This window comes from Megasphaera hominis (assembly GCF_014269395.1).
In the GTDB taxonomy this organism is placed as follows: Bacteria; Bacillota; Negativicutes; order Veillonellales; family Megasphaeraceae; genus Megasphaera; species Megasphaera hominis.
In genome coordinates this window covers 62,406-78,695 of record NZ_JACOGK010000005.1, presented here as the reverse complement: position 1 = coordinate 78,695, position 16,290 = coordinate 62,406, and the positions used below count along the sequence as shown (strand labels likewise).

At 50.2% G+C, this 16,290-nt stretch carries 13 protein-coding genes; 9 read left to right on the top strand and 4 right to left on the bottom strand.

Annotation, left to right across the window (positions count from 1 at the left end; translation table 11 throughout):
- Positions 1-64: 64 nt before the first annotated feature.
- Positions 65-1,261: a tRNA(Met) cytidine acetate ligase gene (locus H8J70_RS02700; RefSeq protein ID WP_186502327.1), complete on the bottom strand. Its 1,197-nt coding sequence runs from the start codon at positions 1,259-1,261 to the stop codon at positions 65-67.
- Positions 1,262-1,425: 164 nt separating this feature from the next.
- On the opposite strand from H8J70_RS02700, the gene H8J70_RS02695 reads away from it, so the two are divergent.
- The 3 genes from H8J70_RS02695 to H8J70_RS02685 all read left to right on the top strand — a co-directional run bounded on the left by H8J70_RS02695 (position 1,426) and on the right by H8J70_RS02685 (position 3,991).
- Positions 1,426-1,968, top strand: a complete 543-nt coding sequence (locus H8J70_RS02695) for a hypothetical protein (RefSeq protein WP_186502326.1) — start codon at positions 1,426-1,428, stop codon at positions 1,966-1,968.
- Positions 1,969-1,995: 27 nt separating this feature from the next.
- Positions 1,996-3,189, top strand: coding sequence for an acetate/propionate family kinase (locus tag H8J70_RS02690; protein WP_186502325.1), 1,194 nt, complete (start codon positions 1,996-1,998; stop codon positions 3,187-3,189).
- Between the two features lie 115 nt (positions 3,190-3,304).
- Positions 3,305-3,991: an HAD family hydrolase gene (locus tag H8J70_RS02685; protein WP_186502324.1), complete on the top strand. Its 687-nt coding sequence runs from the start codon at positions 3,305-3,307 to the stop codon at positions 3,989-3,991.
- 77 nt (positions 3,992-4,068) lie between these two features.
- Here H8J70_RS02685 and H8J70_RS02680 read toward each other — a convergent pair whose 3' ends face one another.
- Positions 4,069-4,527: a MarR family winged helix-turn-helix transcriptional regulator gene (locus H8J70_RS02680; protein WP_186502323.1), complete on the bottom strand. Its 459-nt coding sequence runs from the start codon at positions 4,525-4,527 to the stop codon at positions 4,069-4,071.
- 232 nt (positions 4,528-4,759) lie between these two features.
- Here H8J70_RS02680 and H8J70_RS02675 point away from each other — a divergent pair, with 232 nt between their 5' ends.
- Positions 4,760-5,305, top strand: coding sequence for a glutathione peroxidase (locus tag H8J70_RS02675; protein ID WP_186502322.1), 546 nt, complete (start codon positions 4,760-4,762; stop codon positions 5,303-5,305).
- 67 nt (positions 5,306-5,372) lie between these two features.
- On the opposite strand, the gene H8J70_RS02670 is transcribed toward H8J70_RS02675, so the two are convergent.
- Together H8J70_RS02670 and H8J70_RS02665 are read right to left on the bottom strand one after the other, a co-directional pair.
- Complete coding sequence (locus tag H8J70_RS02670; protein ID WP_186502321.1) at positions 5,373-5,762, bottom strand: hypothetical protein; 390 nt, start codon at positions 5,760-5,762, stop codon at positions 5,373-5,375.
- Positions 5,763-5,819: 57 nt separating this feature from the next.
- Positions 5,820-6,731, bottom strand: a complete 912-nt coding sequence (locus H8J70_RS02665; RefSeq protein WP_186502320.1) for a LysR family transcriptional regulator — start codon at positions 6,729-6,731, stop codon at positions 5,820-5,822.
- Between the two features lie 516 nt (positions 6,732-7,247).
- Here H8J70_RS02665 and nifJ point away from each other — a divergent pair.
- From nifJ to H8J70_RS02640, 5 genes are all read left to right on the top strand, one after another.
- Entirely contained in the window at positions 7,248-10,763 is a 3,516-nt protein-coding gene (nifJ, locus tag H8J70_RS02660) for a pyruvate:ferredoxin (flavodoxin) oxidoreductase (RefSeq protein WP_186502319.1), read from the top strand.
- 240 nt (positions 10,764-11,003) lie between these two features.
- Positions 11,004-12,986 (top strand): single-stranded-DNA-specific exonuclease RecJ, encoded by a 1,983-nt coding sequence (gene recJ / locus H8J70_RS02655; RefSeq protein ID WP_186502318.1) that lies wholly within the window; start codon positions 11,004-11,006, stop codon positions 12,984-12,986.
- A gap of 12 nt (positions 12,987-12,998) precedes the next feature.
- The gene (locus tag H8J70_RS02650; protein ID WP_186502317.1) at positions 12,999-15,197 is read left to right on the top strand and encodes a RelA/SpoT family protein; all 2,199 of its coding nucleotides are present in this window, start codon (positions 12,999-13,001) and stop codon (positions 15,195-15,197) included.
- Positions 15,194-15,643 (top strand): D-aminoacyl-tRNA deacylase, encoded by a 450-nt coding sequence (gene dtd, locus H8J70_RS02645; protein WP_186502316.1) that lies wholly within the window; start codon positions 15,194-15,196, stop codon positions 15,641-15,643. Before H8J70_RS02650 ends, dtd begins: the two co-directional genes overlap by 4 nt.
- Before the next feature lie 11 nt (positions 15,644-15,654).
- Positions 15,655-16,290 (top strand): MBL fold metallo-hydrolase, encoded by a 636-nt coding sequence (locus H8J70_RS02640; RefSeq protein WP_186502315.1) that lies wholly within the window; start codon positions 15,655-15,657, stop codon positions 16,288-16,290.

Sequence of the window (16,290 nt, the reverse complement as noted above, 5' to 3'; positions counted from 1 at the left end):
CAAAAAGTCAATAGAACAAAAGGAAAAAGACAAAAAATGAAAAAATAAACAAAAAAAGACCCGCTCATTCCGGGTGGAAGGCGGGTGACTCGTAGTAATCAGCATGGCCCGTGCGGGCTGTACGGGACGTAAAGCAGTAGTGCTGTATATCTGTAGCGCGAAGATCCAGCGCCAGCTGCGCCTGGCCTAAGGGGGAGAGGACGGGCCGGCTGTCTTTGACGCGGTTAAGCATGGGGAAATGTGTGGCTGCTTCCTTAATCAGGGCGGCACCGCGGCGGTTTAAGGCGAGGATGCGGCCATACTGAGGCCCTTCGCTGTACGACGCATCCATCAGGGCCTGTGACGGCTGGAGCAGTGTATAGGCTCCCATACGGCACAGACGGCTATAGGCGTAGCGTTTGGTCTTTACGGCCGCTAGGGCAGCTTCATAGGAAAGAGCCTCGCTCATCATGCGGTACCAGCGGTTTTCCAGGCCTTCGCTAAAAGCCGGGAGCGTGGCCAGCTTTTCCGGCGTGAGCAAGCGGTTTTGGAGAAGTACGAAATCGCCGTAGCGGTCATAGTCCGTATATGCGCCGCTGGCCAGGAGTTTTTTTACGGCAGCCTGGCAGTTGGCCGGTAAATAGGCTGCGGCCTGGTCTGTCAGGCCCCGGGCTGTAAGCTCGTGCCGTAAGGCCGAAGCGCTCGTATAGGTGCCGTCTAGACCACTGGTATGATCACTGCCTTGCCGGGGCACGGGAAGGAAGGCAAGTTCCTGGCCTGAAGCGGTAATAGCCTTGGCGTATTCTAACGCCAGAAGCGCATTGGGCTGCTGCAACAGAGAGGCCAAATCCGGGGCCGCTGCTGTTATGGCGTCAGTCAGGGCCTGGCCGGCCGTACGTCCATGCCCGGTTGCGCTGCTTTCTTGGGCTATGCGGGCCAGGCGCAGGAAATCGCCGGCTGTCCCTGTTTCGACGCCGCAGGCCAGGTGTGTGCAGCCCAGCCGTATTGCCAGGCCTGCGCCGCCGGCAGCAAACCCGGCGGCACTTGACAGGGCGTAAACTGCCGGCAGTTCTACGACGCAGTCTGCTCCATTTTCTACAGCCATGGAAGCACGCTGCCATTTAGAGAAGAGGGCCGGTTCACCGCGCTGGACGAAGGACCCGCTCAGGATGACGACGAGCGCTGCATGAGGACCAAAGTGCCGGCGCAGTGTAGCGAGTAAATACGCGTGGCCCGTATGAAAGGGATTGAATTCAGCAATGATGGCAATAGCAGCAGGCATGGCAGACTCCTTAAGAAACTAATATATAATACATAGTATATTATACGGGCAAAAAGGGGTATTTAACAGGGATTTGACGAGACATTTTACAATTTCTCCTTTTTCTCTTTTCTAGAATATGCTATAATTAAACAAGTCTGTTAGAAAGCATAATAGGTGATAGTATGAAGAGAATGAAAAAATTCCTGGTTTCCGCGCTGGCTGCGGCTTCCTTTTTCCTTTTGACTGGTTGCGGTAACGAAACCATCATGGAAGAATACAGCTTCGGCTATACGCAGCTCAAATCCGGCAATTCAGAGGTATATCTGATGACACCTGTCCAATTAGGTGAAATGCATCAAAAAGACGGAACCAATTTTTATGGTGCCAACGATGCCCATTGGATTATTACGGCAGAATCCCGGCCGGCCAGCAGCACATCTGTGCAGGCGTGGGCGGAAGAACCTACGTATATGCTAGCGCAGACGGCAACACTTTCTGATCTGCAGAAAACAGTAACGCAGACCACTGTCCTTGATAAGCCGGCGACGGAAGTTGAAGCGACCTTTAACCTCAACGTCCAGGGCCGTACGGTCAAGATGGCGGGGCGCAGCCTGTTTTTTGAAGATAAAGACCAAGTATGGGATATTACGTATTTGTACTCAGACAACGATGCTGTAGGCAAAGAGGTAATTGATCATGTCTTTGGTCAAATCAAAAATAATTAGAAGAATACACGAAAGAAGGTAAATTGCATGATCGTATTGGTTGTAAACTGCGGCAGTTCGTCCTTGAAATACCAGTTGGTAAACATGGACAATGAAGAAGTCATGGCAAAAGGGTTGGTAGAAAAAATCGGACTTTCCGATTCTCTGCTGACACACAAATGGAATGGCCAGAAAAAAGAAGTACAGCAGTCTATTCCGGATCATCAGGTTGCAGTAAAGATGGTATTGGACATCCTTACTGACGCAGAATGCGGCGTTATCAAATCGATGGACGCTATCGACGCTGTTGGCCACCGTGTTGTCCATGGCGGGGAAGAATTTGCTTCCTCCACAGTTATTAACGACGAAGTCATGAAAGCCCTGGAAAAATGCTCTGCCATGGCTCCGCTGCACAACCCGCCGAACATTATCGGTATCAACGCCTGCAAAGCTATTATGCCGAACGTACCGCAGGTTGCTGTATTTGATACGGCATTCCATCAGACAATGCCGCCGAAAGCTTTTATGTATGGCCTTCCGTATGAATTGTATAAAGAAGACGGCATCCGCCGTTATGGCTTCCACGGCACAAGCCACCGCTATGTAGCCGGCCAGATCGCCAAAGTTATGGGCGTACCGCAGGAAAAACTCCGCGTTATCAACTGCCACTTGGGTAACGGCTCTTCCTTAGCTGCTATCAAATATGGCAAATGCGTAGATACGACGATGGGCTTCACACCGCTCGCCGGCGTCCTCATGGGTACACGCTGCGGCGATATCGACCCGGCCATCGTCCTCAACGTTATGGACAAACACAACCTGTCCACGAAAGAAATGGACACGCTCATGAACAAGAAATCCGGCGTACTCGGTATTTCCGGCGTTTCCAGTGACTTCCGTGATCTCGGCGAGGCTGCCAAAGAAGGTAACGAACGCGCTCAGCTCGCCCTCGATATGTTCCACTATCAGGTACGCAAACTGATCGGTGCCCTGGCTGCTGCTATGGGCGGCGTTGACGTCATCACCTTTACGGCCGGCGTTGGCGAAAACGGTATCGAAGACCGCGCAGCTATCTGCGAAGGCCTCGAATACTTAGGCGCAAAACTTTGCCCGGAACGCAACAACGTACGTGGTAAAGATGCGCTCATCAGCACGGACGACTCTACAGTTAAACTGTATGTTATCCCGACAAACGAAGAAATCATGATTGCCCGCGATACAAAGGAACTCGTTTCCAAATAATTTGCGGCAGTAGTCAGCAGATACCTGGTTGAGGGGCCGGGCATTGGAATGTTGCAGTACATACTGCCTGCTTCTGATGCCCGGCCCTTTTTCCATAGCAGAAAGGAGGGGAATAATGAAGCTCTTATATTGGGATATTGACGGTACCCTCGTCAATACGGGTATGGCCGGTATGAACGCTATCTACGAGGTATTCCATGAACTCAAAGGCGATGACCAGGCCGTGCCGAAGATTTCTGCCGGCGGCCGGACGGACAACTACATTTGCCAGCAGCTCTTATACCAGGCTACAGGCGTCATGCCTGACGACGAAGAAGTCAATGAATTTTGCCGGAACTATGAAAAGCATCTCATGAAATGGCTGCAGAAGATGAACGGTGAAATCATTCCGCCTGTACGGGATCTCCTGCCTTTTTTTGCGCAGCATCCGGATTTTCATCAGTGCCTGCTTACGGGTAACAGCATTCATGGGGCCCGTATGAAACTGGACTTTTTCAACCTTTCACAATACTTTGACTTTGACCATTCCGGTTTTGCCCGCAATTTCTACTATCGCGATGATATGGCTAAATATGCCCATGCTATTGCCGAGAAAACCTGGGGCAGTGAAATCGAAGCCATGTACGTCATCGGTGATACACCCTATGACATACAGTGTGGCAAGGCCATCGGCGCTTATACGGTTTCCGTCGCTACGGGCCATTATACGTATGAGCAGCTGCAGGCCCATTCACCGTGGGTGCTGTTGCACCGCCTGCCGGAACCGGAAGCATTCCTGCAACTTTTATGTCAACCAACGTAACTACGATCATACAGAAACGCCTTGTACCGAAATAACAGCATTGCGTATTTCGGTACAAGGCGTTTTGTTTGTCCTCCCTATTTGGCTGTCAGGGCGTCGATGATTTCATACAGCTCTTTTTTCAGCCGCTCCATTTCTTCAGGCGAAAAGAGCGTACCCTTGCGGTTTAAGAGACAGCCCATTTGGTGGGGAATGTCTGCTGCCTGGTCGCGCAGGGCCAGGCCTTTTTCCGTAAGCGCGGCCATGAGCAGCCGTTCATCTTCCTGCTTGCGGTAGCGGCGGATAAAGCCTTGGGCTTCGAGCTTCTTCAATACCGGCGTCAGCGTACCGGAATCGAGAAGCAGACGCTGGCCCAGGTCATGCATAGAGATTTCTTTTTCTTCCCAAAGGACCATCATCGTAATATATTGGGGGTACGTAATACCCAGCTTCTTGAGCATCGGGTGATAGGCCGCCACAATTTTACGGGCGCTGGCATAGAGGGGAAAACAAAGCTGGTTTTGTAATAATAAAGGATCGTATTTTTTTGTAGTCATAGTGCTGGTCTCCATTACAATAAGATTAACTTTATTGTAATGCTAAAGCACAAACAAGTCAAATTTTATTTTATATAATTTAATTTGACAAAATAGAAAAACCATGTATAATAAATGCATGGAGAGAAAGAAACACTGCAGCCAAACAAGCTGCTGCAGTTTCCTATAAAACTTATTATATATAATCGAACAGGAGGAATGGTTATATATAATCGAACAGGAGGAATGGAACATGAACGTATATGATTTTACTGTAAAAACAAACCGCGGTGTAGAAAAATCGTTAAGTGAATATAAAGGTAAGGTATTATTAATCGTCAATACAGCCAGCCAATGTGGTTTTACGCCGCAGTTTGAAGAATTACAGAAACTGTACGAACAGTATAAAGATAAAGGCTTGGAAATCCTCGGTTTCCCGTGCAATCAGTTTGCCGAACAGGATCCGGGTACAGCTGATGAAATCCAGGATTTCTGCCGCGTCAACTATGGCGTTACTTTCCAGATCTTTGAAAAAGGCGATGTCCGTGGTGAAACGGCACAGCCCCTGTTTAAATATCTGACGGAACAAAAAGGCTTTAAGGGCTTTGACATGAATCACCCCATCGCTCCCGTTCTGGTCGAAGCGCTGAAAGCGAACTTCCCGGAATTCCTCGAAGGCGATGGCATTAAATGGAACTTTACGAAATTCCTCATCGATCGTCAGGGCAACGTAGTAGAACGCTTTGAACCGACGACGGTTCCTTCGGCTATTGCCGGGGATATTGAAAAACTCCTCTAAGAACACTGCAGCAGTACAACAAAAAAGAAGGCGTGGAGAAATCCACAGCCTTCTTTTTTTATCTCTGTCAGTTGCCCAGCTTCCATGTATTTTCTAATACCTGGAAACGCAGGTCATGCCATTTCTTGGTGAGATCCTGTAACGATTCATACGTAGAGTACAAGAGGTTGTTGTGCTTGTCACTGGCCTGCTCGAGCTGTACCAGCCGTATTTCCTGCAAGCGGTTTTGTTCCTGCAGCAGGGAAATCTGATATTGCAGTGCTATGATCCAAATAAATTGGATGACTACGAGGCTACAGGCGCCTATGGCCGTGAGAATCACAGCTTTATGTAAGCCCGGCAGGGCCTTGTACTGCTTTTTGAGTGATTCCTTTTGCAGCCTGTATTCTTCTTCAGGAAGTATCGTATCTCTTTCCGACACGGTCGTGTCCGAAAGAGATACGATGCGTTTTTTCATAAAATGGGGAATCTTCAAGATGCTAAAGCCCTTTCTCCGTTATGGCCTGGACCGGTCTCAGACGTTGGAAATAATGCGCGTCTTGTTGCGGACGAAATCAAGCCAGAGCTGGGCTGCATGGGACAGGTAGTGACCCCGTTTCCAGATGACGTAGAGGACATGCATGATTTCCGGTTCGACGAGGGGACGGACGACGACGGATTCGCAGACCCGCGGGTTCGATTCCTTGTTCGGGCAGATACGGCTCGGCAGGAGTGCTACGCCGAGGTTGGCCACAACAGTCTGGATCATGAGATCACGCTGGCTCGTTTCAAAGACGATTTTCGGCTGGAAACCGATTTTCTTGCAGTCCTGAATGATTTCGTCGTGGAGATTGAAATCATCGCGGTAGAGAACGAGCGATTCGTTGGCCAGCTTTTTGAGAGGAATAGATTTTTCTTTCGACAGGATGTTGTCGCGATGAATGATGACATTCATGGGATCCTGTGTGAGGAAGAACGATTCGAATTCCTTTTCCTTCGGCTGCGTGCAGACGATGCCCAAATCGATGAGACCTTCCTGGACGCTGATTTCAACCTTTTTCGAACCGTGTTCATAGAGGTCCAGCTCGATCTGCGGGTATTCCTGTTTGAAGGCACCCAGCAGGTTGGCAAAGATCGGTGCACCCGTGATCGGGGGCAGGCCGATGAGGACCGTACCTTGTTCCAGCTTGAATTCATTTTCGAAGTCCGTCTTCAAATGTTCAAACATGAAGACGACGCGTTTGGCATGGGACAGGAAAATTGTCCCGGCGTCCGTTAATTCTACGGCTTTGGCATTGCGCATAAACAGAACGACACCGAGTTCCTCTTCTAAGGCTTTGATCGTACGGCTAATAGCCGACTGGGATATATGCAACGTGCGCGCAGCTTTACTGAAGGATTTTTTGTCCGCTACTTCGACGAAATATTTAAGATGATGGAAATCCATAGTGTTACCTCCTGTTAATGAACACCAAAAGAGTATATGTTTACAGATAAGAACAGGTGAATATTAAAAATAGCATAAACGGGAGTATTGAATTATACCAGGTGAAAGCCTATAATTAGTTTGTAAGGACGAACTAATTATGAAGTTCAGCATTCGGAAGCATAATTAAAATGAAACATAGCAGTGGCCTGTTCATTGCAACTATGTAATACTACCTTATATAGTATTACATAAAAAAGATAATAGCAATACTTTTCGCGGAATCTTTATAAGTTTTTTATAAGGTCTGCCTGTTTATGCTGTAAATAAGCATGAAAAGGACGCAAAAAGCAAGCAAATTTTAATAAACGCACAGGCTTATGCGAAAAACGGTATGCAAATAAGGAATGATGAACGGTTTTGTTCTTATGCGATTTTGTTTATCAACGTGAGATATCTTGTTGTTGCTGCTAAAAAAATCAGATATCTTGTGTTGCTTTATAGTTTCTACTTTACAATAAGGAGCGTGTTTTATCTATGAGTAAATTCAAAACCATGGATGGTAACGAAGCTGCTGCATGGGTCTCCTATGCATTTACTGAAGTTGCCGCAATTTATCCTATCACTCCGTCTTCGCCGATGGCTGAACACGTAGATGACTGGGCTGCTGCTGGTATGAAAAACCTCTTCGGTAACACTGTAAAAGTTGTTGAAATGCAGTCTGAAGCTGGTGCTGCCGGTGCATTCCATGGCTCGTTACAGGCTGGTGCTTTGACCACTACATATACGGCTTCCCAGGGCTTCCTGCTCATGATCCCGAACATGTACAAAGTTGCCGGCGAAATGCTCCCGGGTGTATTCCACGTTGCTGCCCGTGCACTGGCTAACCATGCACTGAGTATCTTCGGCGACCACCAGGACGTTATGTCTGCTCGTGCTTCCGGCTGCTGTCTCTTGGCAGAATCCAACGTTCAGGAAGTTATGGACCTGGCTGGTGTTGCTCACCTGGCCGCTCTTAAAGGTTCCCTTCCGTTCATCAACTTCTTCGATGGCTTCCGTACATCCCACGAAATCCAGAAAGTTGAAGTAATGGACTTCGATAACTTCCGCAAACTGATCGATTGGGACGCTGTTAAAGCTTTCCGTAACCGTGCCCTCAATCCGGATGCTCCGGAAATCCGCGGCACTGCAGAAAACCCGGATATTTACTTCCAGCACACAGAATCCCGCAACAGATTCTATGACGCTATGCCGGACATCGTTGCTGACTACATGGCTCAGATTTCTGAAATCACTGGCCGTACATACAAACCTTTCAACTACTATGGCGCTGCCGATGCTGAATACGTTGTCGTATCCATGGGCTCCCTCTCCGACGTAGTTAAAAAGGCTGTTAACTACTTGAACGGCAAAGGCGAAAAAGTTGGTTCCATCAACGTTCACCTCTATCGTCCGTTCTCTGCTAAACACCTCCTCGAAGTATTGCCGAAAACGGTTAAGAAGATCGCCGTTATCGACCGTACAAAAGAACCGGGCTCCCTCGGCGAACCGCTGTACCTCGATATCGTTGACTTCGTAAAAGAACAGGGCCTCAACATCGACGTAATCGGCGGCCGTGCCGGCCTCGGTTCCAAAGACGTTATTCCTGAAGACGTTATTCCGGTATTCGAAGAAGTTAAGAAAGAAAACCCGATCAACGGCTTCACGATTGGTATCGTCGACGACGTTACGAACCTGTCCTTGCCGCGTGCTCCTAAGGTTCCTGACAATGCAGAAGGCCTTACATCCTGCAAATTCTGGGGCTTCGGTTCCGACGGTACTGTTGGCGCTAACAAATCCGCTATCAAGATCATCGGTGACCACACGGATATGTATGCACAGGCATATTTCGCATATGACTCCAAGAAGTCCGGCGGCGTAACGATTTCTCACCTTCGTTTCGGTAAAGACCCGATCGATATGCCGTACCTGATCGACGCTGCTGACTACATCGCATGTCATCGTCAGTCCTATGTAAAACGCTTTGACCTCCTCCGTGGTATCAAAGACGGCGGCACATTCATGCTGAACTGCACCTGGACAGACGAAGAACTCGACAAAGAATTGCCGGCTAAGATCAAACGCGATATCGCTAAGAATCACGTTAAATTCTATACCCTGAACGGCGATGCTATCGGCCAGAAACTCGGCCTCGGCACACGTATCAACATGGTAATGCAGGCTGCCTTCTTCGCACTGGCAAAAGTTATTCCTTTGGATGACGCTGTTAAATACCTGAAAGACTCCATCGTTAAGAGCTACGGCAAAAAAGGCCAGAACGTCGTTGACATGAACTGGGCTGCTGTAGATGCTGGCGTTGGCGAATTCCATGAAGTAAACTATCCGGCTTCCTGGGCAGATGCTACAGATGAAGTAGCAGAAGGCCGCCCGACTCCGAAGTACTTCAGCCAGGTTGCTGCTCCTGTCCTCGGCCAGGTTGGTGATGACCTCAAAGTATCCGACTTCGTTGGTCGTGAAGATGGCACTATGCCTTCCGGCACCTCCCAGTTCGAAAAAGCAGGCCCGGCTCTTCATGTTCCTTCCTGGGACAATGAAAAATGTATCGGCTGCATGCAGTGCTCCTTCGTCTGCCCGCACGCTACGATTCGTCCGGCTCTGACGACAGAAGAAGAACTGAAAGCTGCTCCGGCTGGTTTCAAAGCTGCTACAAAAGCTAAATCCGGTAAAGAATACAATGTAACCATCGTCGTTGACCAGCTCGACTGCCTCGAATGCGGCAGCTGCGTAAACGTCTGCCCGGTTGGCGCCCTCTCCATGGTTCCGAACACAGACGAAGAACGCTCCAAGATGGACCTCTGGTACTATGCACAGGACAAGGTTACACCGAAAGTTAATCCGCAGAACAAGAAGACCGTCATCGGTTCTCAGTTCGAACAGCCGCTCCTCGAATTCTCGGGCGCTTGCGCTGGTTGCGGTGAAACACCGTATGTCAAATTGCTCACACAGCTCTTTGGTGACCGCATGATGATTGCTAACGCTACAGGCTGCTCCTCCATTTGGGGTGCATCTGCTCCGGTAGCTCCGTATACAGTAAACGCTAAAGGCCATGGTCCTTCCTGGGCTAACAGCCTCTTCGAAGATGCTGCAGAATATGGTCTCGGCATGTTCATGGGCGTTGACAAAGTACGTACAGACTTGGCAGGCAAAGTTGAAGCTGCTAAAGCTGTTGCTTCTGAAGAACTCCAGGCTGCTTTGAGCGACTGGGCTGCTAACCTCCATGAAGGCGAAGGTTCCCGTGAACGCGCTGAAAAACTGGTTGCCCTCCTCGAAAAAGAAGCTGCCGGCAAAGCTGCTCTTGAAGAATTCCTCGACAAGAAACAGTTCCTCGTTAAACGTTCCCACTGGATCATCGGTGGTGACGGCTGGTCCTACGATATCGGTTACGGCGGTGTTGACCACGTACTCGCTTCCGACCAGGACGTAAACGTTCTCGTACTCGATACAGAAGTATACTCCAACACAGGCGGCCAGTCCTCCAAAGCTACACCGACTGCTGCTGTTGCACAGTTCGCTGCTTCCGGTAAACGTACGAAGAAAAAGGACCTCGGCATGATGGCCATCTCCTATGGTTATGTATATGTAGCTCAGGTAGCTATGGGCGCTGACAAGAACCAGCTGATCAAAGCTATGACTGAAGCTGAAGCATATCATGGCCCGTCCCTTGTTATCTGCTACGCTCCTTGCATCAACCATGGTATCCGTAAGGGCATGGGCAAGAGCCAGACAGAAGAACAGCTCGCAGTTAAATGCGGTTACTGGGATCTCTTCCGTTACAACCCGGATCTCAAAGAAGCTGGCAAGAATCCGTTCAGCCTCGACTCCAAAGAACCGGATTACAGCAAATTCCAGGAATTCCTCATGGGCGAAGTTCGTTATGCTTCCCTCAAGAAAGGCTTCCCGGAACAGGCCGATGCATTGTATGCTAAGACCGAAGCTGATGCCAAAGCTCGTCGTCAGTCTTATGTACGCTTCCAGAAAGCTTTCGAAGACTAATTACGAACAAGTGCATATTGCATAAAGACACAAGCCCCGCTTCGGCGGGGCTTTGTTTTATTATTTTTAATAACAAAAAGAAATAAAAGGAAGCCCCCGATTTTCTCAATTTTCGTGAACTGAAAAAACGCATTATTTTGCCTCAATTATTAATTTTAGCCTTTATTTTGAGAATATATTGTGATAGAATAGGTGTATGGTTTTGAAAGTGATTATTTTTTGAGAATGCGTTGTGATCTAATGAAGAAAAAATGGCTTGAACCTGCTGTAGAACAGGATATGATTGATACATTTTCACAAAACTTAGGGATTTCGCCCATCTTAGCACGTATCCTGTATAATCGTGGGATTCATGACCTCCACGAGGCTGATCACTTCTTGCATGATACGAGCGACGATTTGTATGATCCTTTTTTGATGAAAGATATGAAAAAAGCTGTCGTACGGATTGCTGCAGCTTTAGAGAGAAAAGAAAAGATTGTCATTTACGGAGATTACGATGTCGATGGCATTACATCGACATCGTTATTATATTCTGTCCTTCGCGACTTAGGCGGTACGCCGGACTACCATATTCCGCGGCGCCATACGGAAGGCTATGGCCTCAATGAAGAGGCTCTCGAGAGCCTGGCAGAAGGGCAGACAGACCTCTTGATTACCGTAGACTGCGGTATTGCATCTCACGATTTGGTCCAGGCCTTTAAGGACCGCATGACGATCATCGTCACGGACCATCACACGCCGCCTGATCCCTTGCCACCGGCCTACGCCATTTTAAATCCCAAACAGCCCGGCTGTCCCTATCCGTTCAAGGATCTGGCCGGCGCCGGCGTAGCCTATAAACTGTGTCAGGCCCTGTGGCAGTACCTACGTCATGATTCCCTGCCGGGCTATACGGAATTGGCAGCCTTAGCGACCATTGCCGATCTCGTTTCCTTAAGCGGTGAAAACCGCATTCTCGTTACGACAGGGCTGCAGCGCATGCAGGAAGGGTATAACACAGGACTGCAGGCCTTATTAAAACAGGCGGGCTTAGAGGACAAACCCCTTTCTGCCGGACGCATCGCCTTTACGGTGGCGCCGCGCCTCAATGCGGCAGGCCGTCTGGAAGATGCCGTTCAAGGAGTAAAACTGCTCCTCGAAACGGATCCGGACAAAGCCCTGGCCAAGGCCAAAAGGTTGAGTGACCTGAATACAGAACGCCAGGAAATTGAACGGCAAATCACGGCTAAGGCGAAAGAGCAGATTCTTGCCGGCGGTCACGAGCACGATGGCGTGCTCATTGCCTGGGGCGGTCCGGAGTGGAACCCCGGCGTCATTGGCATTGCGGCGTCGCGCCTGGTAGAAGCCTTTTACCGGCCGACCCTGGTCATTAGCGTCAAGGACCACGTAGGCAAAGGCTCGTGCCGCAGTATTGCCGGCTTTAACATGTACGAAGCCTTGTCGTCGGCTGCAGATATTTTAATTCAATTTGGCGGTCATCAAATGGCGGCCGGGTTTTCCGTAGCAGAAGATCAGATAGAAGCGCTCAGGACACGGCTGAACGAATACGCAGCGGCCCATATGACGGCAGAGGATTACGAGCCCAAGCTGAAGCTCGACGGCACTTTGCAGGCCTCTGACGTGACCCTGGACCTGATTCAGGAACTAAGCCGCCTGGAACCGTACGGCATGGGAAACAGCCGCCCTGTCTTTGCCCTGCGCCACATGCGCATCAGTGACAAGTGGAAAATGGGCCAGGATAAAAAACATTTACGCCTGACCGTAGCCGACGCTCAGGGCATCACTGTCAAGGGCGTAGGCTGGTCAATGGCAGAAGAATATGACGATCTGGCAGAAGGCGATGAAGCCGATCTTGCCTTTCAGCTGGAACTGAATGAATATCAGGGGAATACAACACCGCAGATGGTTGTACAGGATATCCATGCCGATACAGAACGGCCTGTCTTAGACCGGGAAACCATGGTGACGGTCTACCGGACACTGCGCCAATTCGTACCGGAAAAAGGCCTTTCCGTAGCCATAGCACGGCAAAAGCTGGCAGACCTGCTGGCCGGCACGTATGACGCGCATACCGTGCGGGCAGCGCTGCAGGTATTACTCGAAATAGGCGTACTCGCTGCCTGGAAAACGCCATCCGAATCGGTGTTGTATTTTCCGCAGCTTGCAGGAAAAATGCAACTTGAAACATCGCCGACATACAAAAAGTATGGGCAGGCATAAGGGGGAATTGAAATGGAAATTGCTAAACCGAATGAAGAATTTCAACGGTTACTCGATACCATTCACAGCTACCAGCCACAAGCCAGCTGTGACGATGTAAAAAGAGCCTATCAGATTGCCAGTGAAGCCCATAAGGAACAGTTCCGCGTCAGTGGGGAACCGTACATTCTCCACCCGCTGGCCGTAGCCCAGATCCTGGCGGAAATGAAAATCGACACGACGACCATTACGGCGTCCCTCTTGCACGATGTCGTTGAAGATACGGTCATGTCCCTCGATGATATTAAACAAATCTTCGGCAAAGAAGTGGCCTTCCTCGTCGATGGCGTCACGAAATTGAGCCGCCTCGATTACCGCACGAAAGAAGACCAGCAGCTCAACAGTATGCGTAAAATGTTTCTGGCCATGGCCAAGGACGTGCGCGTCGTCGTCATCAAGCTGGCGGACCGCCTGCACAACATGCGGACCCTCCGCTACATGCGCAGTGATAAACAAAAGCGCATTGCCCAGGAAACGCTGGAAATTTTTGCACCCTTGGCACACCGCTTAGGTATTTTCAATATCAAATGGGAACTGGAAGATTTATCCTTCCGCTATCTCGAACCGGACAAATATTACGATCTCGTCGACCAGATGAAGCAGAAACGCCACGTCCGCGAAGAAATCGTCAATGAAGCCATCGAAGTCCTGCGCAAGGCCCTGGAAAATTCCCACATCAAGTTCGAAATCAACGGCCGGCCCAAGCATTTCTACAGCATTTATAAAAAAATGAAAAAGGATAACCGCGACCTGAGCCAGGTCTATGACCTCTATGCCATCCGCGTCATTGTCGATACGGTCCAGGACTGTTATGGCGTCCTGGGGATCGTGCACAGCCTCTGGAAGCCCTTGCCCTATCGCTTTAAAGACTATATTGCTATGCCGAAGCCCAATAACTACCAGTCCCTTCATACGACGGTTATCGGCACGCGGGGACAGCCTGTCGAAATCCAGATCCGTACGTGGGAAATGCACCACGTAGCCGAATACGGCGTTGCTGCCCATTGGCGCTATAAAGAAGGAACGACGGCCGGTAACGGGAATGAATTCGATGAAAAAATGGGCTGGCTCCGCAACCTCCTGGAATGGCAGGATACGAGCAATCCGAAAGAGTTCGTCAATGCCCTGAAGCTCGACGCCTTTTCGGATGAAGTCTTCGTCTTCTCGCCGCGGGGCGACGTCATCGATTTGCCCCAGGGCTCGATCCCCATCGATTTTGCCTACCGTATCCATACAGAAGTAGGTCACCGCTGCGTCGGCGCCAAAATCAACGGCAAGATTGTACCGCTCGATTATGAATTGAAAAACGGCGACATTGTCGAAATCATTACGTCCAAAACGGGCAAACCGAGCCTGGACTGGCTGAAGATCGTAGGCAGCTCCGAAAGCCGCTCGAAGATCCGCAGCTGGTTCAAGAAGGAAAACAGGGAAGAAAACATCGTCAAAGGGGCAGACGCCCTGGAACGGGAATGCAAACGCCTGGGCCATGACTGGAAAGAAATCAATAAGGCCGGCCGCCTGGCCAAGGTGGCCAAGCAAATGAATGCCGGCTCTGAAGAAGACCTGCTGGCTGCTGTAGGCTATGGCGGCTTTGCCGTCAATACGGTACTCATCAAGCTGCTGGAGCTTCACAAAAAAGAAGTACAGAAGGAAGAAAAGGACAACCTGGCCATCCTCGACAAGCTGAAGACCCGTAAGCCGACCAAGCATAACGGCTCAGGGATCCTCGTCAAGGGCGAAGCGGGCCTCATGGTGCGCCTGGCCAAGTGCTGCAGCCCTGTACCGGGTGACCCGATCATCGGCTTCATTACCCGCGGCCGAGGCGTCTCCGTCCATCGCGCCGATTGCCCTAACGTCAGCCATAATCAAAATGACCTGGACCGGCTCATCGACGTAGAGTGGGATTACGACGGCCAGGAAAACTTCGACGTCCATATTGAAGTAACGGCCTACGACCGGACAGGCGTCATGGCAGAAATCATGGCTGCCCTGGCAGAAATGAAGGTCTCCATTACGAGCATGAACGCCCGTGTAGGGGACACGAAGACCGTTACCATCCACATGGGCCTGAGTATCAAAGATTTGGCGCAGCTGGAATTCATTTCTACCAAAATACGCCGCCTGAAGGATGTTTATTCTGTCCAGCGGTTTACAGGAGGTGCGTCCCAATGAGAGCTGTCGTACAGCGCACGGCCTCGGCTTCCGTTACCTCAGAAGGCATAGAAACGGGCCGTACGGGTCCGGGCCTGACGGTCCTCCTCGGCGTCAGCAAGGACGATACAGAAGCTGACGCAGCCTATTTGGCTGATAAAATTTGCCACCTGCGTATCTTTAAAGACGCAGAAGATAAAATGAACCTGTCCCTCCTGGACAGGCAAGGGGACATGCTCGTCGTTTCCCAATTTACCTTATACGGTGATGCCCGTCACGGCCGGCGCCCGAGCTTTACGGCAGCGGCACCGCCGGAGCAGGCAGAGGCTCTTTATGAAACCTTTGTCCGCGCCGTCAACGCCTACGGCATCCATACGGAAACAGGGCGCTTCCGTACGCACATGGTCGTAAGCCTGGCCAACGATGGCCCTGTAACCATTCTCTTGGATAGCAAGAAAACATTTTAGGAGGCATAGCTATGAGCATGCGATTTATATCACTGACCCTAGGTCCGATCGAGACGAACTGCTACATCGTCTTTGACGATACGACAAAGGAAGCCATGGTCATCGATCCGGCCTGGGATTATAAAGAAATCAACCGCAACCTGGAAGAACATGACCTGCAGTTGAAACTGATTTTCCTTACCCACGGCCATGCAGACCATATCGGCGCCTTACAGGAACTGCGTATTTTAAAAAACGTGCCTGTATACATCGGTGCCGGCGATCAGGCACTCATTGCCAATTCGCATAATAACCTGTCCGTCTTTATGGGTAAAAAGATCGAATGCACGGCGCCGGACTGCATCGCCCACGATGGCGACGTCATTACTGTAGGCAAGCTGCAGTTCCACGTTTTGGAAACGCCGGGCCATACGCCGGGCGGTCTGAGCTTATACGGCGAAAGCGTTGTCTTTTCCGGTGACACACTGTTTCTCTATTCCGTCGGCCGGACCGACCTCTATGGCGGCTCTATGGCGACACTTCTCGACAGCATCAACAACAAGCTGCTTACCCTGCCTGACGAAACGGTCGTCCTCCCGGGCCACGGTCCGGCGACACAGATCGGCCGGGAACGCCAGAATAATCCGTACCTTGACGGAGGATGGTGA